The 22,322-nt window shown below is 35.8% G+C and carries 15 protein-coding genes, 1 tRNA gene and 1 pseudogene; 8 read left to right on the forward strand and 9 right to left on the reverse strand.

Annotation, left to right across the window (positions count from 1 at the left end):
• Nucleotides 1-77: 77 nt before the first annotated feature.
• The gene (locus PXD56_RS03360) at nt 78-2,708 is read left to right on the forward strand and encodes a DUF5916 domain-containing protein (protein WP_276491943.1); all 2,631 of its coding nucleotides are present in this window, start codon (nt 78-80) and stop codon (nt 2,706-2,708) included.
• A gap of 94 nt (nt 2,709-2,802) precedes the next feature.
• Complete coding sequence (locus PXD56_RS03365; protein ID WP_276491944.1) at nt 2,803-3,309, forward strand: lipocalin family protein; 507 nt, start codon at nt 2,803-2,805, stop codon at nt 3,307-3,309.
• Between the two features lie 54 nt (nt 3,310-3,363).
• On the opposite strand, the gene PXD56_RS03370 is transcribed toward PXD56_RS03365, so the two are convergent.
• The 7 genes and pseudogenes from PXD56_RS03370 to PXD56_RS03400 all read right to left on the reverse strand — a co-directional run bounded on the left by PXD56_RS03370 (nt 3,364) and on the right by PXD56_RS03400 (nt 13,596).
• Nucleotides 3,364-3,663 carry a T9SS type A sorting domain-containing protein gene (locus PXD56_RS03370; protein WP_276491945.1) on the reverse strand — a complete coding sequence of 100 codons (300 nt, stop codon included), beginning with the start codon at nt 3,661-3,663 and terminating at the stop codon, nt 3,364-3,366.
• An 89-nt stretch (nt 3,664-3,752) separates the two neighbouring features.
• Nucleotides 3,753-4,427 carry a fibronectin type III domain-containing protein gene (locus PXD56_RS03375; RefSeq protein WP_276491946.1) on the reverse strand — a complete coding sequence of 225 codons (675 nt, stop codon included), beginning with the start codon at nt 4,425-4,427 and terminating at the stop codon, nt 3,753-3,755.
• Nucleotides 4,424-8,122 carry a thrombospondin type 3 repeat-containing protein gene (locus PXD56_RS03380; protein WP_276491947.1) on the reverse strand — a complete coding sequence of 1,233 codons (3,699 nt, stop codon included), beginning with the start codon at nt 8,120-8,122 and terminating at the stop codon, nt 4,424-4,426. The genes PXD56_RS03375 and PXD56_RS03380 overlap by 4 nt, the downstream gene beginning before the upstream one ends.
• Nucleotides 8,123-8,240: 118 nt before the next feature.
• Nucleotides 8,241-11,075 carry a DNA polymerase I gene (gene polA, locus PXD56_RS03385; protein WP_276491948.1) on the reverse strand — a complete coding sequence of 945 codons (2,835 nt, stop codon included), beginning with the start codon at nt 11,073-11,075 and terminating at the stop codon, nt 8,241-8,243.
• Between the two features lie 95 nt (nt 11,076-11,170).
• Nucleotides 11,171-11,686 (reverse strand): hypothetical protein, encoded by a 516-nt coding sequence (locus PXD56_RS03390; protein ID WP_276491949.1) that lies wholly within the window; start codon nt 11,684-11,686, stop codon nt 11,171-11,173.
• Nucleotides 11,687-11,696: 10 nt separating this feature from the next.
• The gene (locus PXD56_RS03395; RefSeq protein WP_276491950.1) at nt 11,697-12,545 is read right to left on the reverse strand and encodes a hypothetical protein; all 849 of its coding nucleotides are present in this window, start codon (nt 12,543-12,545) and stop codon (nt 11,697-11,699) included.
• Nucleotides 12,546-12,610: 65 nt separating this feature from the next.
• Nucleotides 12,611-13,596 (reverse strand): annotated as a pseudogene (locus PXD56_RS03400) (isoaspartyl peptidase/L-asparaginase family protein).
• A 41-nt stretch (nt 13,597-13,637) separates the two neighbouring features.
• Between PXD56_RS03400 and PXD56_RS03405 the strand changes: the two are divergent.
• From PXD56_RS03405 to PXD56_RS03415, 3 genes are all read left to right on the forward strand, one after another.
• Nucleotides 13,638-14,360, forward strand: coding sequence for a copper homeostasis protein CutC (locus tag PXD56_RS03405; protein WP_276491951.1), 723 nt, complete (start codon nt 13,638-13,640; stop codon nt 14,358-14,360).
• Between the two features lie 57 nt (nt 14,361-14,417).
• Complete coding sequence (locus PXD56_RS03410) at nt 14,418-15,647, forward strand: metallophosphoesterase (RefSeq protein WP_276491952.1); 1,230 nt, start codon at nt 14,418-14,420, stop codon at nt 15,645-15,647.
• A 92-nt stretch (nt 15,648-15,739) separates the two neighbouring features.
• Nucleotides 15,740-16,036, forward strand: a complete 297-nt coding sequence (locus PXD56_RS03415; protein ID WP_036151869.1) for a thioredoxin family protein — start codon at nt 15,740-15,742, stop codon at nt 16,034-16,036.
• 84 nt (nt 16,037-16,120) lie between these two features.
• Here the strand turns inward: PXD56_RS03415 and PXD56_RS03420 are convergent, their stop codons facing one another.
• A complete protein-coding gene (locus PXD56_RS03420; protein WP_276491953.1) occupies nt 16,121-19,444 on the reverse strand; it encodes a protein O-mannosyl-transferase family in 3,324 nt (1,107 codons plus the stop codon).
• 168 nt (nt 19,445-19,612) lie between these two features.
• On the opposite strand from PXD56_RS03420, the gene PXD56_RS03425 reads away from it, so the two are divergent.
• Nucleotides 19,613-19,683 (forward strand) — tRNA-Gln (locus tag PXD56_RS03425).
• Nucleotides 19,684-19,936: 253 nt separating this feature from the next.
• A complete protein-coding gene (locus tag PXD56_RS03430; RefSeq protein ID WP_276491954.1) occupies nt 19,937-20,269 on the forward strand; it encodes a hypothetical protein in 333 nt (110 codons plus the stop codon).
• Nucleotides 20,270-20,308: 39 nt separating this feature from the next.
• On the opposite strand, the gene PXD56_RS03435 is transcribed toward PXD56_RS03430, so the two are convergent.
• Complete coding sequence (locus PXD56_RS03435) at nt 20,309-21,634, reverse strand: cation:proton antiporter domain-containing protein (protein ID WP_276491955.1); 1,326 nt, start codon at nt 21,632-21,634, stop codon at nt 20,309-20,311.
• Nucleotides 21,635-21,857: 223 nt separating this feature from the next.
• Here PXD56_RS03435 and rimP point away from each other — a divergent pair, with 223 nt between their 5' ends.
• A complete protein-coding gene (rimP, locus tag PXD56_RS03440; RefSeq protein ID WP_276491956.1) occupies nt 21,858-22,319 on the forward strand; it encodes a ribosome assembly cofactor RimP in 462 nt (153 codons plus the stop codon).
• Nucleotides 22,320-22,322: the final 3 nt, after the last annotated feature.

Consider the following 22,322-nt stretch of genomic DNA (forward strand, 5'->3'; position numbering starts at 1 on the left):
TATTACTATTTCTGTAACAATTACAATTCTTTTGTCTCTCTTCAATATCACATCAATCAACCAAAGAACGCACAATTATGAATAAACGTATATTCCAAAGTATCTTATTTCTGCTATTTATATCGACAGTAGTAGCTCAAAAAGATACTGTAAAGGTACAAAGGGAATATGTTGCCAAACAACTTCCGGTAGGAGAAGAAATTACAATTGACGGGCAATTGTCTGATAAAGCTTGGGATACTGTTTCTTGGGATGGAGATTTTACCGTTTTTGACCCTAATAATGGAGAGGCGCCAAGTCAAGCCACAAAATTTAAAATTACCTATGACGCTAAATTTCTTTATGTTGGTATTCGCTGTTATGATAGTGTTCCTTCTAAAATAGAAAAAAGACTTGCCAGACGTGATAATTTTTCTGGTGATTGGATCGAGATTAATATAGATAGTTACAACGATAAAAGAACCGGTTTTTCCTTTAATATTTCTGCCGCAGGGGTAAAGGGCGATGAGTTCATATCCCAAAATGGAGATTTTTGGGATGCCAGCTGGAACCCTATTTGGTACACAGCTTCCCATATAGATAGTGAAGGGTGGACTGCCGAAATGAAAATACCGTTCAGTCAGCTAAAATTTGGAGAACAGAAAGAACAGATTTGGGGGCTTCAGTTAAATAGAAGGTTTTTTAGGGCGGAAGAACGCTCTTTATGGCAGCCGGTTTCGCTTGATGCACCAGGTTGGGTCAGTGAATTTGGAGTACTGAGAGGTTTAATAGATATTCAGCCACAAAAGCAATTAGAAATTCAACCTTTTTTGGTGAATCAATATGATTCATACCCTTCGCAAGAAGGTAATCCTTTTCGCGATGGTAATGATTACAGGTTAAATGCAGGTGGAGATGCTAAAATAGGTTTAACGAATGATTTGACTTTGGATTTAACAGTAAACCCAGATTTTGGGCAGGTAGATGCTGATCCCGGTGCCATTGCTTTAGACGGATTTCAAATCTTTTTTGAAGAACGACGTCCTTTTTTCATTGAAAACAAGAATATTTTCGATTATGAGTTTGCCGATGGTAATGATAATATGTTCTATAGTAGAAGAATAGGCAGGAGTCCGCAGGGTTTTGCAACTACTACACCAGATGAATTTATTGATGAACCAACCAATTCTACAATTTTGGGAGCCGCTAAATTTTCTGGCAAAACTAAAAACGGATGGTCATTGGGGCTGTTAGAAAGTGTTACCGGTAAAATGTACGCAGATATAGAAGATGTTTCTGGTAATAAACGTTCAGAGTTGGTAGAGCCGTTAACGAATTACATAGTGGGTAGAGTCCAGAAAGATTTCAATGGAAGAAATTCTTTTATTGGTGGAATTTTTACTGCTACAAATAGAAATATACCAGACAATCTAGATTTTTTAAGAAGTGGAGCTTATACGGGCGGACTAGATTTTAAACATAACTGGAGGAATAGAAATTATTATGTTGAAGGTAATATTGTAGGTAGTCACGTAATGGGTAGTGAAGATGCTATTGCAAGAACACAAACTAGTATAACGCACCTCTTTCAAAGAGTAGATGCAGATCATGTTTCAGTAGATAATGCTAGAACTTCGCTTACAGGTACAGGGGGTAAAATAGAAATTTGTAAGGCAGGCGGTGGTAATTGGAGGTATGATGGTGGCGTTATTTGGCGTTCTCCAGAATTGGAACTTAATGATATTGGTTTTTTAAGACAAGCTGATGAAATAAAGCAGACCGCTTCGGTCAGTAGACTTTTTATAAAGCCGACCAATTTTTATAGAAGAGCAAATATGGAGTTAAGTCAGTATTCCACTTATGATTTTCAAGGTAATTACAATAGAATTCAGTACCAGTTCGAAGGATTTATAAATTATAAAAATAATTGGTGGACAGAGGTTGGTGCGGCCCATAAACCTCGTATATTTTCGAATACCGTATTGCGTGGAGGTCCAAGGTGGCGCTGGTCAGATGAAAATTTCGCCTATCTATTCTTTGGTTCAGACAGTAGAAAGAAATTAAGTTTTACCCTAGGTTATGTAAATAGTCAAGCGGCTGAAAAAAACTTTTCGTTGGCACGTTATGTTTTTAGATTATACTATCAACCTTTTGATGCTTTTAACCTATCTATTTCTTCTGAGTTTGAAGAGAATCCGAATAAGACGCAGTATGTTACCGAAACCAGTTTTAATGGCGCTGCTAGATATATAACCGGTAATATTGATCAAAAGACTTTTAGTACATCCATCCGTTTTAATTATAGTATTAATCCTAATTTATCAATTCAATATTATGGTGAACCTTTTATTTCTAGAGGTACATATACCAATTTTAATTACGTGAATAATCCTATCGCTGAGCGTTTAGCTGATCGCGTAAGTATGTATTCAGGAAATCAAATTGCAAAATCAGCCGTTGATGATACTTATTTAATTGATGAAGATTTTGATGGTACTGTAGATTATCAGATTGAAAATCCAGATTTTTCTTATGTACAGTTTCGGTCAAATTTGGTACTTAGATGGGAATATGTGCCAGGCTCGGAAGTCTTTTTGGTTTGGTCTCAAGGAGTAGTAGGAGCAGGAAACCCTAGTGAAACTTTGGGCAGGAATTTAGACCGTCAAATACTTGGGCAGAAAAAAGACAACACTATTTTATTGAAGGCAACGTATCGCTTTATTCTTTAAATAATCGGTTTTGAAATATAACCGATTGTTCAAATTTGAAATAATTGGCATTTTTTTTCGTTTTTAGGGATGTACAACCAAAAGAACTAAAAAGATGTATAAGCATATTTTACTAATTGCAGGAGTAGTGTTAACGCTTATGTCCTGTAGTTCTGACAAAGATGAGGTCCAAGATGAAGCAGAAATTAATAGTACGGCAATTGTTGGTACTTGGGATGCTACAGAACTTGAAATTGACAATGAAACAGCAAGTGACGATGTTAAATTTGGAAAACAGATTCTAGATTTTCTAACAGAAGAAAATTGCTTTATTATTACTCTACAGTTTAATGAAGACTTAACGGCTAGCGCTTCTAATTCTGCAAACTATATTGAAGTTAACGCTACTGCTACGGGTTTGGATATTCCTTGTCCTACTGCTTCAGATGAAAGTACGAGTACGTATACTTTTGATGGGGAAACTGTTACTACTATAGATGAAAATGGTGAAGAAGTGGCAATTAGTGTTACTATTGATGGTAATGTTATGACATTGGATGCAAGTGATCTTGATATTCCTAACTTTTCAGAAGACGGGCAATTGATTTTCGTGAAGCGTTAATTAAGCTAGGTTATCATAAAAAAAAACTACCCTTACATTTATTGTAAGGGTTTTTTATTGCTTGATAAATTTTGCTTTCACATTTTGATGCTCTGATTGTATGGTAATCATGTAAATCCCTTTTTCAAGATTAAAAACAGGAATGTTCAGAGAGTTTCTTTTAATGTCCCATTGGTGAAAGATAATTTGTGTCCCGTAACTATCCCTAATGCTAATAGCGGCGTTAGAATCATTTTTGAGTCCTAAGACATTGATAACATTCGTTGCGGGATTAGGAAAGACTTTTATGTCTTGGGCAGCTAGTTTGCTTGCTCCAAGGGTTATAAAAAATACTATGATTAGAAGTCTTTTCATGGAATATAGCGCACCTCATTGTAGAAGTACGCTATATGCTAACGTTCTAAAAATACGTTTTCGTCTCCCTTTAAAGAAACTTTAACTTTCTAGAATGTAAAATAGGTTTCGCTGGTAGATGTATTGTCGTTACTATCTTTAGAAACTATTTGAACAATGTATTGCTCTCCGGCAGTAATGTTGTAATAAGTACTTTCATTAGTTGTATTCTCAAGAATCAATTCTAAGTTACCTGAGGTGCCGATATACACATCATAATTAACCAAATCATCGTCTAAATCTTCACCTACCCAAGAAACGGTTACCGTACCATCACCATTATCTGAAATACTTATTTCTGCAGGAAAAGGAGCAAAGTTCTCTGTGCTTGTGCCTTCAGAATAGAAGTTCCATGAGTCGCTCGCCAGTGTTTTTGAACCCAAAATTGCAGTTACACCCCATGAAAACTGTGTTCCTTTTGGTAAGCCGACTGCAAGTGCTGTTGTAGTAACGGTACGCTTGTCTATTGTGTTGTTTTCTTGATTTGTTATTTCCAATTCATAAGAGGTAGCATTTGTAGATGCAGACCATTGAAACTCTATACTTATCCCATCAGTACCATTGTCTTCTCCTTCAGTACATATTAAATTGTTCTCGGGAAATTCTAGATTGAAAGCGCCTAGTTCTTTTTCTGTTTCCTCTGGAGGATTATTATTGTTGTCATCCTTGCCGCCGCAAGCGGTAACAAGTAATCCCATTAAAATTAATTTTATAGCTAATCTCATTTTTTTACAAATTTTAAATTGATTTCTTTATCTCCATCTATAATAGTTAACATGTAAATGCCGGGAGAAAGGTTAGAAATATTCATTTCTAATGTGCCGTTACTTATCTGTCTGCTCTCTTGTAATGTGGTTACTCCACTTACATTAGATACTATAATTTGTGCTTCGGTCATGATGTTCAGACCTTCAACTCGTAATATATCCGCAACAGGATTCGGAGACAAAATAGCATTATTAATTACAACACTATCATTAAAAACACCTTGGCAAATTTTATCGGTTTCTATAGAAATAACATTAGCTCCTTTGTCTAGCGGAAATGATAATTGCTGATTGGCTATATTATCAACTTCAAAGGAATATACCTTGTCATTCACTGCAACTTGGTAGTTCTTACTTCCAGAAACTACTACACTCGCTTTTTGTGAAATGTAATCAATTACCGTTTTACCAGAAATGAATTCTTCGGGGGTTTCTATGGTTACTGTGTAGCATTGCTCATAACTTGGATATTCTGGTATAGTCACACAAACCGTATACGAACCAGAAGAAAGATCTGATTTTACTAGTCCATTTGATGCATTAATGTTATCAAAGGTGTTGTCTAGTAACATACCGGTGATTTGAACCGTATAATTGTAATCCTCAGTGAAAGAAACAGAGATTTCACCATTTGCCGTATTTGGACAACTGGTACTTGTTACTTTTACTTGAATGCCATCATTTGGAATATCTGGGAGCGTATTTTCAAAAATCGTACAACCATTAGTGTCTACGGTCTCACCTTCAGGCGTATCAGGGCAGTCATCATCTGTATCTGCCACACCGTCGTTATCTGAGTCTGTATCAGTTGTAATTGTACAGCCATTAGCGTCAACTGTATCTCCTGTAGGAGTATTTGGGCAGTCATCATCTGCATCTGCTACACCGTCGTTGTCTGAATCTATTATTGTGGTTACTGTACATCCATTTTCATCAACTGTATCTCCTGTAAGAGTATTTGGGCAGTCATCATCTGCATCTGTTACACCATCATTGTCGGAATCTGTTACTGTGGTTACTGTACAGCCATTTTCATCAACTGTATCTCCGGTAGGAGTATTTGGGCAATCATCATCTGCATCTGCTACACCATCGTTGTCTGAATCTGTTATTGTGATTACTGTGCATCCATTTTCATCAACTGTATCTCCTGCTGGAGTATTTGGGCAGTTGTCATTAGTGTTGATTATTCCGTCATTATCGTCATCTCCAACGGCGGTAACATTTGCTCTAATTACAGTATTGTCTAATAAAATTCTGTCTCCGGTTTGACCAGATTCAACTCTAATACCTAAATCTAACATTTCGTTGGATGTTGGTGTAAAAGTTGTTGAAAAAGTTTGCCAACCTGACGAGCTAGGTGTAGTGCTAAATTCAGCAACAATATCACCAAATATACCGCCTTCTGTCAACTCAAGTTGTAAAGTGGTGAAAGTGCCTTCTAGTACTTGATAATCTATTGAGATTATGTATTCTACACCTTTGTAGAACTGCAATTCGTTTTGGAATATTGAATTTGATGAAGCACCACCTGTAATTAACTCCACACTATATTGTAGATTATCACTAATGTCTGTGTTTTTTACCCAGCTCCCTAATTGGATATAAATACCCCATTTTGCCAAATTAGTGCCACCCCCATAAGACCAATCTTCAAAACTAGGGTCTTCTAATAGATTTGAACCATCTATTGTAACTTCACAGCCATCATCATCTACAGCAAGAGCAGTATCAGAAGTGTTTGGGCATAGATCATTATTATCTAAAACACCATCATTATCCGCATCTGGTAAAGGGTCTCCTAAAACCCTAAGATTGTCAAGAATGATTATACCTGTTTCAGTGGTGTTAGCTCTGAAAATAAGTCTAAAAATATGCGATTCATCGGTAGCGTTTGTGTCAAAATCAAAAGAGAAAGTATGCCAGTTGCCATCCGTATTAAAAGTTGTATACTCTCTTAATAAAGGTATTCCATATGGGTTTCCGTCTTTTGAGATATGAATTTCAGCACTAACGTCCGTGCCTCTTTTTATTTTGTAATCAAAGGCATAGGTATAAGTTGTATTGGTTGCTAATTGAATAGCAGTAGTATTTATGAGTTCTGTTTTAAATTGTAAAGAATTATCTAAATCTAGCTCTAAAGATGAAGATCCGTCTGTGGCATCCGTACTTTGAATAATGCTATTTTCATTTTCAATAGTCCAATCTTCAGGCGTGGCCGGGTTTGTTGACCAATTTTCAAAACTAAAATTCTGTGCGTAATTAACTTGATTGTTATGGCTTATTATACAACCTTGGCTGTCTACGGTATTACCAGATGGTGTATTTGGGCATTGGTCGTTGCTATTTATTACACCATCGTTATCATCGTCTAATTGATTTTGAGAGCAACCATTGACGTCAACGTTTTCCCCAGTTGGTGTGTTTGGGCAAATGTCATTAGCATTGTTTACTCCGTCATTGTCATCATCTAATTGGCTTTGGGAACATCCGTTAGTGTCTACTGTTTCTCCTGAAGGAGTGTTTGCACAGTTGTCATTGTTGTTAGTAACTCCGTCGTTATCATCGTCTAATTGGCTTTGGGAACAACCATTGGTATCAACGGTTTCTCCTGAAGGAGTGTTTGCACATTGGTCATTGTTGTTTGACACGCCATCGCTATCATCATCTAATTCGCTAACGTTGAGAGTTATTTTATTTTTGTAAAGCGTTAATTCTGGAAGGTTTGCGTTGGTGATTACACAATCATATTCACCGCTGTCTGTAGTTTTAAGACCTGTTATATTAAAAGTTGATTGGTTGGCGCCAACTATATTGATTTCATTTTTTCTCCATTGATAGGAATTTTCTATATGATTTGTTCCATTTACTTCAAGATTTAAATTAGTATTTTCATTAAGGGTTATATTTTGTACTTCATCAACATTGGCTTGAGGACCATAATCCGAGTTTGCTTGATTCGAAATGGAGTTTTGTAGGTCACTAAAGACAAAATTGTTATCCTTTACATGAAAATATGTCATGTCTTGAACTGGAAATTTCGGTAGTGTTCCACTAAAATTATTGCCAATAATTCTGAACATTGTGAGGTTTTCAAGTTCAGTTAACTCTTCAGGGATATTTCCTTCTAGATTATTCCAATACACAAATATTCCCTCTAAAGAAGAAATGTTTCCTATCTCAGCTGGTAGTGAACCTGTAAATTCATTATCACTTAAACTTAGTCTTCTAAGTTTAGTTAAATTTTCAATTTCATTGGGTATTGTCCCGTAAAAATTATTACCTTCTAAGCCAAGTAGTTCTAAATTTTCTAATTCTAATACCGCAGTTGGAAAAGTACCTGATAAATTATTAGAATAAAAGTCTAAATTAATTAATAAATTAAGGCTTGCTATTTCAGGGGGTAATACTCCTGTTAAATTATTGTTATGCAGTCTTAAACGAATAACTCTGCCATCTGTATTTGTGGATACACCGTACCATGTATTCATATCAGCGCTTAGGTCCCATGAATTAGTCCAATTATCTCCGTCGGTGGAATTATATAATGCAATCAGTGCTTCACGATCAATAGCTGAACTACCCTGAGAAAAAAGTTGTGTTGTAATCAAAAAGAAAACTGCCAATAGCAGCTTAGTGTAGTTTTTAATCATAGTAAAATGTGGTTAGCAAAACACTAATATAAATATTAGCGTTTTGTTAACAGAATATTTTCGTCGAAATACTACAATTGTTTCTTACAAAGTGTGGTCGTTCTATTACAAAAAAGTATTAATGCGCAACCAGCCAATTCTCACCCAAGCCAACCTCAACATCTAAAGGAACTGCTATTTTATACGCATTTTCCATTTCAGATTTAATGAGTGATTGTAATTCTTCTAATTCTGGCTTGTAGATATCGAATACCAATTCATCATGTACTTGCAATAACATTTTAGATTTGTAATTGCCATTTTCTAATTTATTATGAATATTAATCATGGCGATTTTTATGATATCTGCAGCGCTACCTTGTATAGGTGCGTTAACTGCGTTTCGCTCTGCTGCACCACGAACTATAGCGTTACTTCCATTGATATCTTTTAGATATCTTCTTCTTCCTAAAACTGTTGAAACATAACCGTTATCACGTGCAAAATCTACTTGCTCGCTCATGTAGTTCCGTAGCTTCGGGTAGGTTTTGTAATAGGTGTCTATTAATTCTTTTGCTTCTTTTCTTGACAAGTCCGTTTGGTTACTTAAACCAAAGGCAGATACGCCATAGATGATTCCGAAGTTGACTGTTTTCGCATTGCTACGCTGTTCTCTAGTCACTTCTTCCAACGGTACATTAAATACTTTTGAGGCAGTAGAAGCATGAATATCCTCACCATGTTTGAAAGCTTCTATCATCGTAGTCTCTTCACTTAATGCAGCAATAATACGTAGCTCTATTTGAGAGTAATCTGCTGCTAATAAAGTATAATTCTCATCTCTTGGTACAAACGCTTTTCTTACTTGTCTACCGCGTTCTGTTCTAATTGGTATGTTCTGTAAATTAGGATTGTTACTGCTCAAACGACCTGTTGCGGCAACGGTTTGCATATAATCTGTATGTACTCTGCCTGTAGATGGTTCTACTTGTTCTGGTAATGCATCTACATACGTGCTTTTTAATTTAGCAAGACCTCTATAGTCTAAAACATTCTGAATAATTTCATGGTCTTTTGCCAAATTAGACAATACATCTTCTGCGGTAGAATATTGACCCGTTTTTGTCTTTTTAGGCTTGTCAACTAGTTTTAGCTTGTCAAATAGAATTTCACCTAATTGTTTTGGGGAGCCAATATTGAATTCTTCACCGGCAACTTCGTAAATTTTCTTTTCTAAATTGCTGATGTCATTGTTCAAATCTTCTGAAAGCGAGTTCAAGAATTTTTCATCTAAATTGATGCCTTCTAACTCCATGTCTGCCAATACGCGTAGTAACGGAATTTCAATGTCTTGAAATAACTTTTCTGTATTCGCTTCTTTTAATTCTGGTCTAAAATGTTGTGCAAGCTGATAGGTGATGTCTGCATCTTCAACCGCATATTCCGTTTGTTTTTCTAACGGTACATCGCGCATGCTCAATTGATTCTTTCCTTTTTTACCTATAAGTTCTGTTATGGAAACCGGAGTGTAGTTTAAATACGTCTCTGCCAGTACATCCATGTTATGACGCATATCTGGATTAATTAGATAATGTGCCAGCATGGTATCGAACAAAGGTCCTTTGACATCAATATTGTATTTGTCCAATACCTTAATATCGTACTTTAAATTCTGACCTATTTTTTCAATTTCTTCGGCTTCAAAGAATGGGCGTAATTCTTCTAAAAGTGCCTGTGCTTCTTCTTTGTTTTCCGTAAAGGGAATGTAATATCCTTTTGTTGCTTCCCAAGAGAAAGCAATACCAACCAATTCTGCTGTCAAAGGATCCAAACCTGTGGTTTCCGTATCAAAACAAACCGACGTTTGCTGCATTAAGCTTTTTAAGAATAATTTCATCGCCATACCTGGGGCAACACTTTGGTAGGAGTGTGCGACATCTGCAATCGTCTTTCTGCTTGAAAAATCTTTTACTGTTGCGCCAGAATCTGCGGGACTTCCGAATAATGAAAACTGTCCGGATCCAGCATCTTGAATTTCTTTTTTGGCTGCCGGTTTATTTGTGGTCTCTGTAGTGGCTTCTTCAACTTCCGCAGAAAATAATTTTATAAACTGATCTTTCAATCTTCTAAACTCAAGCTCTTCGAAAATTTTCTGAACCTCTTCTGCATTTGGTTCAGACATTTCATAGTCACCGGCATTAAAAGTAACATTAACATCTAAACAAATAGTAGCTAATTTTTTAGAAAGTAAACCAAGTTCACCATTGGCTTCTACTTTCTCTTTCATTTTGCCTTTTAGCTTATCGGTATTAGCTAAAAGTCCTTCCATAGAATCGAACTGCTCTATAAATTTCTTGGCAGTTTTATCACCTACACCTGGTAAGCCGGGTATGTTGTCACTGGCATCACCCATCATACCTAGGTAGTCAATAACTTGCTCTGGTCTTTCCACACCAAAACGTTTTTGTATTTCAGGAATACCCCATATTTCAATGCCGTTACCCATTCTTGCAGGGCGATACATGAATATGTTTTCAGAGACTAACTGCCCAAAATCCTTATCTGGCGTAACCATAAAGACTTTGTATTCTTCTTTTTCGGCTTGTTTTGCCAATGTGCCGATAATGTCATCAGCTTCCCATCCTTCTTTTACAACTACGGGAATATGCATCGCTTTTAGTATTTCTTGAATATAAGGCACCGCTATACGTATGGCATCGGGGGTTTCTGATCTGTTGGCTTTATACTCAGGGAATAATTCTGTACGTTCCGCACTTCCTCCTTTATCAAAACAAACGGCTAAATGGTCAGGTTTTTCACGACGAATAACATCGAATAAAGAATTCATGAATCCCATAATGGCAGAAGTATCCATGCCTTGAGAATTTATTCTTGGGTTTTTTATAAGTGCGTAGTAACCACGAAAAATTAGTGCGTATGCATCTAGCAAAAAGAGTCTTTTTTGATCTGCCATTTTTGAATATTGATTGTAAAACGTTAAAAGTACAAATTGATAGGGAAACATTAAGGCAGAATACCTGTTTGCTTAGAAGTTTTGTTATTCAATATTTATTTTTCAGGAGATTCATAATCGCCATAAATTCTAAAATATTTATAAACGCAATAATCAATATTTTCATCCTTATCATTTTCAAATTCCTTATACCTTATTTCGAGATTGCCTCTATCTATCAGGTTTACTTCAAAAAGTTCCATAGTCAATTCAGTATTGTCGATTGTATTTGTGAGTTTAAAAATAACCTTGTTCCCTGGCATTATTTTCCACTCTCCATTATCGCTAGTTTTTGCATCAATTTCACAAAAATCAGTTCCCCCAGAATTATTTTCGGTATCATAATAATCTTCAAAGTAAAGACTGCCATCTTCAAAAAGAATTAATTCTGTTTGACTTTCACATATACCTGTAGATAAATTATCTACTGAAGTACCATCCTTGTAATAAATAATTCTTTTAGTCCCAACCCATTTTCCGGCAATCTGTTCTTTAAAAGTATACTCTTCTTCTATAGTGCACCCAGATAATAAAATCAACATACCGGCTAGAAATAAATAGACTGTTTTCATTTGTGGTATTTTAGAAATGGTTTGAGGAATAATAGTCGGCTTCTTTTTCTTGAGGTATGTCATAATAATCGACACCGAAAAAATATTGCACATTATATAAACCTTGATGTAAAGGAGCATTCAAATCTGTATAGAAAACTTTATTGTATTTTCTAAAAAAATCGCTTTTTTCTTCTAACCTTTTAATTGGTTCTTTAGCATATGCATTGATGAAAAATGCACTGGTATATTGATAAACATGAATAATTTCATGTGCAATAACCGCTTCTATATCAATATTGATATTACGTTTAAATTGAATTGTATTATGTAAAGCAATTCCTTCTGGTTTTATTCCTCTTGATTCAGGGAAGGTTTTTCTTTGAAAGATAAAATGACCAGAGTATAAAGTTCTTTTAAGATCTAATTTTGAGGTAGCAAAACCATATGCATTACCGTAAAGTGCAAAGGGTAAAATTCGATAGCGCAGTTTTTTTTCTCGCTTAAAATCATATTCCAGATAATTAAAGCCGAAATCCATGTACCATCGTTCCCAAAAGTTCCGATTGGCGGCAGCGTTATAAATGATGGAGTTACCTGCCGAATTTAAAATCTTAGAAGGCCATAAATAGGCATAGTTGTCAGTTCTGTTAAACTGTCTTACCAATCTTTTACTTTCAAAAGTCAAATAACCTCCTAAAGCACCTTGATACATGCCTTTGAAAAAAACTTTTGAACCCTTTTCTTTAGGTTTCTTATTAATCAATGCTCCAACGCCGCCTATGATAGCTTTGGATCCTACATTGTAGAAAGCTGCTTGTGAATCGTTTCTTTGTGGATATAAATATCCGGAAATCAATAAAATTAGAATTATCCTCATGGTTGGTTTTGAGGAAAATCTGAAATCAAAAACTACGCCATTTGTAAGATTTTTCAGAAATATTCTTAACTTTTTAAATAACTATCTGAAGGATTGTTCACATGACCTTCTTTAGTATACGTTCTATAAGTGAAACCTGGGTGAATACAGTAACCACCTGTTTCTCCTTTTTTATTGATTGCGATAAACCCGATTTGAAAATCTTGTTTGTCCTTATTTTTAGCGATGATGCGTTTTACTCCTTCTTCACATGCCTCTTGTGGCAATTTACCTTGTCGCATTAATTCAACTATTAAAAAACTACCAACGGTTCTAACCACTTCTTCGCCAACACCTGTTGCCGTAGCGCCACCAACTTCATTGTCAACAAAAAGTCCCGCTCCAATAATAGGGGAGTCACCAACCCTGCCAGCCATTTTATATGCCATGCCGCTAGTGGTACAAGCCCCTGCAATTTCACCATCGGCATCAATGGCAAGCATACCAATGGTATCATGATTTTCAATATTAATGATAGGTTTATATTTTGATGTCTTTTTCCATTCTTCCCATGCTTGTTTTGATTCTTCGGTAAGCAAATTGGTTTTTTCAAAACCCTGTTCGTAAGCAAATTGTTCGGCACCTTTGCCGGCAAGCATCACATGGGGAGTTTCTTCCATAACTTTTCTGGCAACTGAAATTGGGTTAGCTATATTCTGCATTGCCAAAACTGCACCACAGTTACCATCTTTATCCATGATACAGGCATCTAAGGTGACATTTCCATCCCTATCCGGTCTGCCGCCATTCCCAACTGTCCATTGTTGATGTCGTTTTCTTCTACCATTACCCCTTGGTGTACGGCATCTAGTGCGGTGCCACCTTTTTCTAGAACTTCCCATGCTTTGGCAGTTGCATTTCCAAAATCCCAAGTGCAAATAGCTATGGGTAGTACAGGTGCATTATCTGCTTTTTCAGCTTGGGGCATTTTTTTATATGAAGCTAATATGGGAGCAGAGACGATACCCGCGGCTACGGTGCTAGAATTTCTTAGAAACTTTCTTCTTTTCATGAGATGGGTTCTTTACATTTAGTAACTTTAAATATAGCAATATGATAGTAGAAGTTTGTGCAAATTCCTTAGAATCTGCCTTGGTTGCGGAACAGGCTGGAGCAGACCGTATTGAGTTGTGTTCGGAATTGGCGGTGGGCGGACTAACTCCTTCTTATGGGTTGTTGAAAGCTGTGAAAGAGCAAGTATCTATTCCGGTGCATGTACTGATAAGACCTAGAAGTGGAGATTTTACGTATTCAGATGATGAATTCAATATTATGCTTGCCGATATTGCACTTTGTGTTGAAATGGGATTTGACGGAATTGTATCGGGGGGGTTATTAAGCGATTTTTTGTTGGATGCGGATAGAATGCAAATCTTAAAAGATGCGGCAGGTGAGTTGAAATTTACATTTCATAGGGCTTTTGATTGGATTGAAAATCCGTTTGAAGCATTACAAAAGCTGGATGCTATGCAGGTAGATTATATATTGTCATCAGGTCAACAAAATTCGGCACTTTTGGGAGTAGACCTTTTATCGGAATTAAAGAAGAAAAGCAAGAGCGTACAGATTATGCCTGGATCCGGTATAAACGCTGGTAATGTTGAAACTTTTAAAACCAGGGGATTTAGTGCCGTTCATTTATCGGGAACAGCTTTGGTTAAAACAATACTTAATAAACCTAATATATCAATGAACTCGGAAGGCTTTTTGAGCGATGATCATGTTGCCATTACGCAATTAGAAAATATTAATGCAGTTGTGGCTAAGGTTAAATAAATTGCAAATGAGCACATATACCGCTTTGATACAGATATCTTTGTAAAAAATTCTATCATGATACGTTGGTTTATTTTCGTCATAGCTTATGTTGCCTTAAGTTTTTATGTGCTGCAGGCATTAAAAACCATTACCAAACAACCGTGGTGGTCGTGGATATATATTGCGGTTTCATTAGCGGTTATGCTAAATTTTATTTATCAATTTGCAGTAGGTGAAGAGACAGGTCGTGTATTGAGTATATCTAAAAGTTATGCTTTTGGGTTTTTATTGACCATGTTAACGTTCAATATCATTACAATTCTGTTCCTGTTTTCAGAAGATATCTATCGTTTTATAGCAGGTGCTTATCAAAAATTGTACGGAGATGATAAGAAATTTGGACTGCCGGCCCGTAGAAGGTTTCTTAGTTTGTTAGCTCTTGGTGTGGCAGCCATACCTTTTGGGGCGCTTTTGTATGGTATGTATAAAGGTAAATACAACTTTAAGGTGTTGAAATATGACTTAGAATTTGATGATCTTCCTGATGGTTTTGATGGCTATCAAATCACCCAAATATCAGATATACACAGTGGTAGTTTCGATGACAGAAAAAAAATTGAATACGCTGTAAACCTTATTAATGAGCAAAAAAGTGATGTGCTCTTGTTTACGGGTGATATGGTAAATAACATGACTTCTGAAATGGAACCCTGGGCAGACTTATTTAGTACCCTTCATGCTAAAGATGGTAAGTTTTCAGTTTTAGGAAATCATGATTACGGCGATTATATTCCTTGGGATACGGAAGAATTAAAACATCAAAATTTAGAGGATCTTAAAGCATTGCAAAAGCAAATGGGTTTTGACCTTTTACTAAACGAACATAGATATCTTCAAAGGGGAGATGATAAGATTGCCTTGGTAGGAGTTGAGAATTGGGGGAAAGGCGGATTTAAAAAGGCCGGTGATCTCAAGAAAGCTGCTTCACAAATTGAAGAGAACGATTTTAAAATATTAATGAGCCATGATCCATCGCACTGGGAAATGGAAGTTATAAAGGATGCCTATCATTATCATTTAACCTTGAGCGGTCATACCCACGGTATGCAATTTGGTATTGAAATACCTGGTTGGATCAAGTGGAGTCCCGTAAAATGGAGATATCCTTATTGGGCCGGTATTTACAAAGAAATGGGGCAGTTCATTAATGTAAATAGGGGTTTTGGTTTTTTGGGTTATCCGGGTAGGGTAGGGATATGGCCAGAAATTACCGTGATTACTTTAAAGAAAAAGGCATTAACATGATTTTAACCCTTTTACATTACTACTATTAGGGTGCTAAGAGTAGTATTTTAACAATTTTTATTACATTTGGCTAACAAAGAAAAGCATTTTATATGTCCAAATTTGGTGAATTAATAGATTTAAAAGTACCTGTTCTTCTTGATTTTTATGCAGAGTGGAACGAACAGTCGACTGCAATGCATCCTGTATTAAGAGATGTAGCCGCTGCTTTAGGTAGTAGAGGTAAGGTTATAAAGATAGATGTGGACAAGAACAAAGAGCTTTCTCAGGCTTTGCGTGTTAAAGGTCTGCCTACACTTATGATCTATAAAAAAGGTGAAATGGTATGGCGACAAAGTGGTGAGCAAGATGCTACCACGCTAATGGGTATTCTTAAGGAGTACGTTTAAAATCGTAAATTATTTAAAACAAAAAAAAGCTTTGAGTTCAAACTCAAAGCTTTTTTTTTATGACCTATGATGACAATATATTGCCTATTCTATAATTTCGGTCTTCGTATTATCCGGTAAAATAGTATCTGAAACCGGTACGGTATCCATCATATCTGGATCGGTCTGTTGCATTTCTTCACGCATGTCCATATCATCCTCATCTTTATAGAAATGTTGGAATTTATCAATGTACTCGTTAAAAATCAAGGTTTCTTTTTCTGCAATATCTTCACTATCATTGGTTATAATAATATCTATATTACGTCTGTAAGCTTCCATGTCTGCTATAATATCATCAATATTGCTGTATTGTTCATCTAGGCTTGTTGAAGCGTAATACTCCAATCTTTCTTGATACTTACCTTTTAGTTTTTCAAATAAAGCACGTGCTTTTTGGTTTTCACCAACTTTATAATAACCATCTACAAAAGGTTCTACCAGTGTATAGTACCCAAATTTATCTACAGGCATATTGGTCAAGGAAATTTCGATGATATCTTTTGCCTTGTCCATTTTGTTTTCCTTTATCAAAGCTTCTGTTAAACGAGCTAAGTTTCCTCTAAAAGATACACTTTGAATACGGGTTTGAGTGTCATGGTAAATATCACCACCGGCATTACCCCAATCCCATCCAGTAACGATATCATACATTAATTCTGTATCAATTCGTCCCAGTTCAAATGCATTGGGTCTTTCTGTGCGAATAGGTACAAGTTTATAAGCTAAACCATCTAGTTGCAGGTAATCTTTCATCCAAAGGTATTCGGCATCATCAAAACTACCTCCAGAGAAGTATAAAGGACGTTTCCAATCGTTGTTCGCTAAGATGTCAAGCATCATCATGCTTTTCTTGGTAATAGCACCTGGTAAGTCTATATCAATGTAATCAACGATTTTATCTGCGTCTTTTTGTTTGACCAAACCACTGCTTAATACATTTTGTTTGTTTACCGGAACCCTAATTTTATTAGTAGGGTAGTAGACCATGTTTTGAGTATCTTCAGGATACTGACTCAAATCTGCGCCGTTTTGCTCAAATAAATATTTAAGTTTTGTTCTTGGCTTATCACTATCAATCCAGTTGATGAAATCTTTAATAGGCCATCTGTTTTCAGTAATACCTTGGTGGTATAGCACATCTCTTGATCCCCATCTATATTTCTCGTGAGAAATTTGAGAAGGTATCGGTGCGCTTTCGTAAGCGGCAACCTTCATTTGATCTACATACCAATCTGTTTCAAAAAGACTGGTACATACAATACGTACATCTGTTCTGTAGTGCTCAATTTCTTGTGCATACCAAATTGGGAATGTATCATTATCTCCAATAGTAAACAATATGGCTCCTGCATCTTCTTGGCAAGAATCTAAATATGCTTTTGCAGACGAGTTTGCCGTGAATTTACCTGATCTATCATGGTCATCCCAGTTTTGTACCGCCATTACCGTTGGTACTGCAAGTAATGTTATAATTACTACTGCTGGTGCCAATATTTTAGGAGTAATCCATTCTTTAAAACTATCATACAATCCGTATACTCCTAAACCGATCCAAAGGGCAAAGACATAGAAGGATCCTACAAGAGAATAATCTCGTTCACGTGGTTGAAATATACCTGGGTTCGTGTAAAATTGTATGGCCAACCCGGTAAACAGGAAGAACATCAATAATACCCAAAACTGCTTTTTGTCTTTTGAGAGTTGAAAAACAATACCTATGATTCCTAAAATTAAAGGCAAGAAGAAATAGGTGTTCCTTCCTGGGTTGTTTTGAATATCGCTTGGTAGGTTGTCTTGACTGCCTAATCTCATGCTGTCGATAGCATTGATGCCACTTAACCAATTCCCATTGTCATTATATCGACCTTGTACATCATTCTGTTTTCCAACAAAATTCCACATAAAATAACGTAAATACATATAGTTGAACTGAAATTCAAACATATATTTAACATTGTCCCACACGGTTGGTGGTTGTACTTCTATATATTCGTCAAAACGCTTTAAGAAACTTATGTATTGGTCAGCACCGATTTCGCCATTGGCAAAACCTATTTTAACCTGCTCAGCAGCTTGTCTTAATTCTTGATTAGGTTGTGTGATCCTAAAGTCTAATGCTCCAAAATAGCGCATGTAGTTTTCGGCATTTTGTGAACTCCACATTCTTGGTAGTAAACCTTGGTGTTTAGGGTTGGGACCTTGAACAGCGTCTTTATATTTATTTACAATGATATATTTGCCTAAAGTGTAGTCCTTTTCATATTTAGGTTTTCCATCTTGATCTTCACCGGCAGGTGCAAACATATCTGAGTAATAGGTGCCATAAACGGGACTATCAACACCTGGGTATTGCTCTCTATTGTAATATGCTAAAAGAGCTCTTGCATCTTCTGGATTGTTCTCATTGATAACAACTTTGGCATTTGCTCTAATAGGTAACATTAACCATGAGGAAAAACCTAAGAATAAAAACATCATACACAGGACAATGGTATTACCTGTCTTGTAATTGTTTTTGCGTGTATAGTTTAAGCCGAAGTAAAAAGCTGCTATAAATAAAAGACCGATAATAATAGAACCTGAATTAAATGGTAAGCCTATACTGTTGATGAAGAATACTTCTCCCCAACCAAAAAGTTGAAGCACGTAGGTTAGTGAGAATTTATATACTAACATTAAAATTGCAATAACAATGATGTTAGCCAATAAAAAGTTTTTTACTGTTGTCTTCTGGTAAGTTTTAAAATAATAAAGCAAACCTATTGATGGAATTGCCAAGAAGCCCATAAATTGAACTCCAAAAGTTAGTCCTACCACAAAAGATATTAATACAAGCCATTTGTTTCCGCGCGGGTCGTCAAGATTGTCGGTCCATTTTAGTCCTAACCATAATAGCAATGCCATTATAAGACTGGCCATAGAGTATACCTCTGTTTCTACGGCATTGAACCAAAAGCTATCAGAATATGTAAAAGCCAATGAGCCTACTAAGGCGCTACCAAATACTGCTATTGCTTTGCTATTGGTGAAAGGACCATCTTTATCGATTAATTTTCTGGTAATATTGGTAATTGTCCAGAACATGAATAAAATAGTAAATGCACTAGATACACCAGATACAAGATTTACCATCATTGCAATCTGACTTGGTTCTAGTGCGAACATTGCAAAAAATGCACCAATCATTTGTAGCAATGGCGCCCCCGGTGGGTGACCCACTTGAAGCTTGGCTGCTGTTGCTATATACTCTCCCGCGTCCCAAAAACTATTGGTGGGTTCAACGGTAATGTAATACGTGATAAAGGCAATAAAAAATACGGACCATCCTAATATGGTGTCCCACTTGTGGTAGTTCTTTGAAAACATGAAGCTTGGGTTAAACCTAAGTGGCGAATTTACTAATTAATCTAGAAAGGAATGAACTATTTTTATAAACCTTTAACATGGGTAAAGTAGATTTTTTTCATTTTTACTTAAAAAAATGTTTGGTGAAACAAAACTTTGTTTTAAATTTGCAGCCTCTTAAAAAGGTATTGGCCCATGGTGTAATGGTAACACTTCGGTTTTTGGTACCGTCATTCAAGGTTCGAGTCCTTGTGGGCCAACTAAGAGAACAATGCAAATCCTGATATCATATGATGTCAGGATTTTTTGTTTTTATGATTTATGTCATTTTTATTGCGTTTTAATTGCTAGACCTTCGCAATCCATACATGTTTAAATACGGAATGTGAAGAAATGGTTAACCGAGTGTCAGTATTTTTGTACATTTAAACCGATAACGTTACAAATTCATCGGAAAAGAAACCATTTCGATTATGTTATTATATACTTTGGTACCCTAAAGAACTTAACCCTATGAAACTCTCTCCAAAAGTTTTAAAAATATTATTGATTGTTGTTGTACTTGGATTTGGAATAGGATTCTACATGCAAGACCTAAAGCATGAAGAAAGTACTGCTCATGCTTGGAAGGCGAATCGCTATAATTTAGACCGCTTTAATAAGATTATGGAGTACAACAATAAAATGAACTCTTCTAACTGGCGAGTGTTGCAGGACAGTATCGATCAGCAATTAGACACGCTTATGATACTTCGTTTTCGTAAAGAAGTAGATAGTTTAGAGGATTCTGAGCCACAGGCGTACAGTGACCAGGTTGAGGTACATGCTTCTTTTATGCCTCAATAGTTTTATAACATTTTTTAATATTAAATTTCTGCGTTAATTTTAATGTAGGTTTTCGGGGTCGGTTTGTTCTGAGATTTCATTGTTGGTTTCTAGAAGCTCTTCGTCTTCAGATTCCCTGATTGCATCTTCGGCTAAATTTCTTTCGGTAATTTCTTCATCAATTTCGTCTAACATGGTGCCCATTTTACGTTTGTCGCGTATCATGGCCCAGGTCATTACTAGACTCGTAGCTATAATTACAAATAAAAGTATACCAGATTCAAATCCTTCAATCTGTGCTTCCATAGGTATTGCATAAAACAATAATACCGTAATCAAACCTCTAGGTGCTATAAATAGTTGTGGCAGCATATCTTTTCCAACGAAAACTATTAATATTAAAAATCGTATGGCATAAATAGATGCGATAATTAATAAACTTACAATAGCTACATTGATGCTTAATAGGGATGATAGTACTATGGTAATGCCAAAAATTACAAAGAAGAAGGTTCTTACTACAAATGCAGTTTCTAGCGTAACTATGTGCAACTCGTGATAAATTTGTTGCATTCTTTCCTTTTCAAGAAAGATTTTTGTTTTCCCCGGGAAGAATAAGTTGACATTCTTTACAATCAAGCCAAAAACTAATATGATTATTAAAGATGATAGGTGCATTTTCTTGCCTATGGCGTAAAGGAGTAGTAATACTGATATAAGTAAGAATAGTTTTGCTTGACTTTTTATACGTTGAAAAACTAAAATAATTGCATAGCTGGCAACCAATGCTATTACTATAGTGACGGCGAAATTTATGCTGAAGCCAACAACTCCTGTATCTTCTGCAGGGTTTAATTTTCCTGTTAAAAAGTAGAACATCATAATACCCATGATATCAGAAAAGGTGCTTTCGTAAATATGGAATTCTTTTTTAGCTTCGCTTAGTCCGCCTACGCTAGGTATAATTATGGCACTAGAAAGGATGGAGAGCGGTGTGGCGTACAACCAAGCAGATTGCATGGTCATATTAGGTATAAATTGATATAGAATTAAAGCGGCAACGTATGCAGAGCCCACTAGACCAATTAAAGCAATGGCCATAGATTTTAAAATGGGCCATAGTTTTTCTCTTTTTAATTCTAATTCTAAAGCTGCTTCTAGTACGATCATGATAAGACCTACTGTGCCTAGAATTTCAAGAGACCCTTTGAAGTCAGGTATTTCTGGAATGAAAAATTCAAGTCCTATTTTAATGAGGATGCCCAGAACAATTAGCATAAGAACTGCAGGTATGTTTGTTTTTTTGGAGATGCCGTTAAAAAAGAAAGAAAGTACAACAATTAGGGAAGCCCCTATAATTAGGTTGTAAGATGAAAGAATTTCCATTTAATATTATTTTGGTTGGTGTTGCGATAAAAATAAGATAATTTATAAAAGCATATATTTTTTATGGTACTTAATTATTTAATTTGATTGTTTTCATAGTGAATGAATTAGGTGTAAATAGTCTATTGTAGGAAATTAAATTTATTGTATATTTGCAAAGCTGAAAGGATATAAAAGTATTCATGAGGGGACAATTAGTCCCCTCTTTTATTACTTATTATTTATGCTAAAGGAAAAAGTAAAAGAATTATTGGAACAAGGTCTTCAAGAAGATCCCTCTCTATTTTTAATCGATTTCACTATGGGTGCTGATAATAGCATTCATGTGGTAATAGACGGTGACCATGGGGTTACGGTTAGTGATTGTATAAAAATAAGCAGGGCTATTGAACATAATTTAGATCGTGATGAGCACGATTTTTCCCTTGAAGTCGCCTCTGCAGGTGCAGCGGCTCCGTTGGTTATGCCGCGTCAATATGTAAAAAATATAGGCAGAAAACTTGAAGTTCGTACAAACGACGATAAGTTTGAAGGAAATTTAACTGCGGTGAACGATGATTCTATTGTTTTGGAATGGAAAGCTAGAGAACCTAAGCCAATAGGTAAGGGGAAAGTGACCGTTCAGAAAAAAGAAGAAGTAAATTTTTCAGATATTATTAAAGCAAAAGTTGTATTAAAATTTTAATTG

The sequence above is a fragment of the Maribacter zhoushanensis genome, from assembly GCF_029350975.1.
GTDB classification, from domain to species: domain Bacteria; phylum Bacteroidota; class Bacteroidia; order Flavobacteriales; family Flavobacteriaceae; genus Maribacter; species Maribacter zhoushanensis.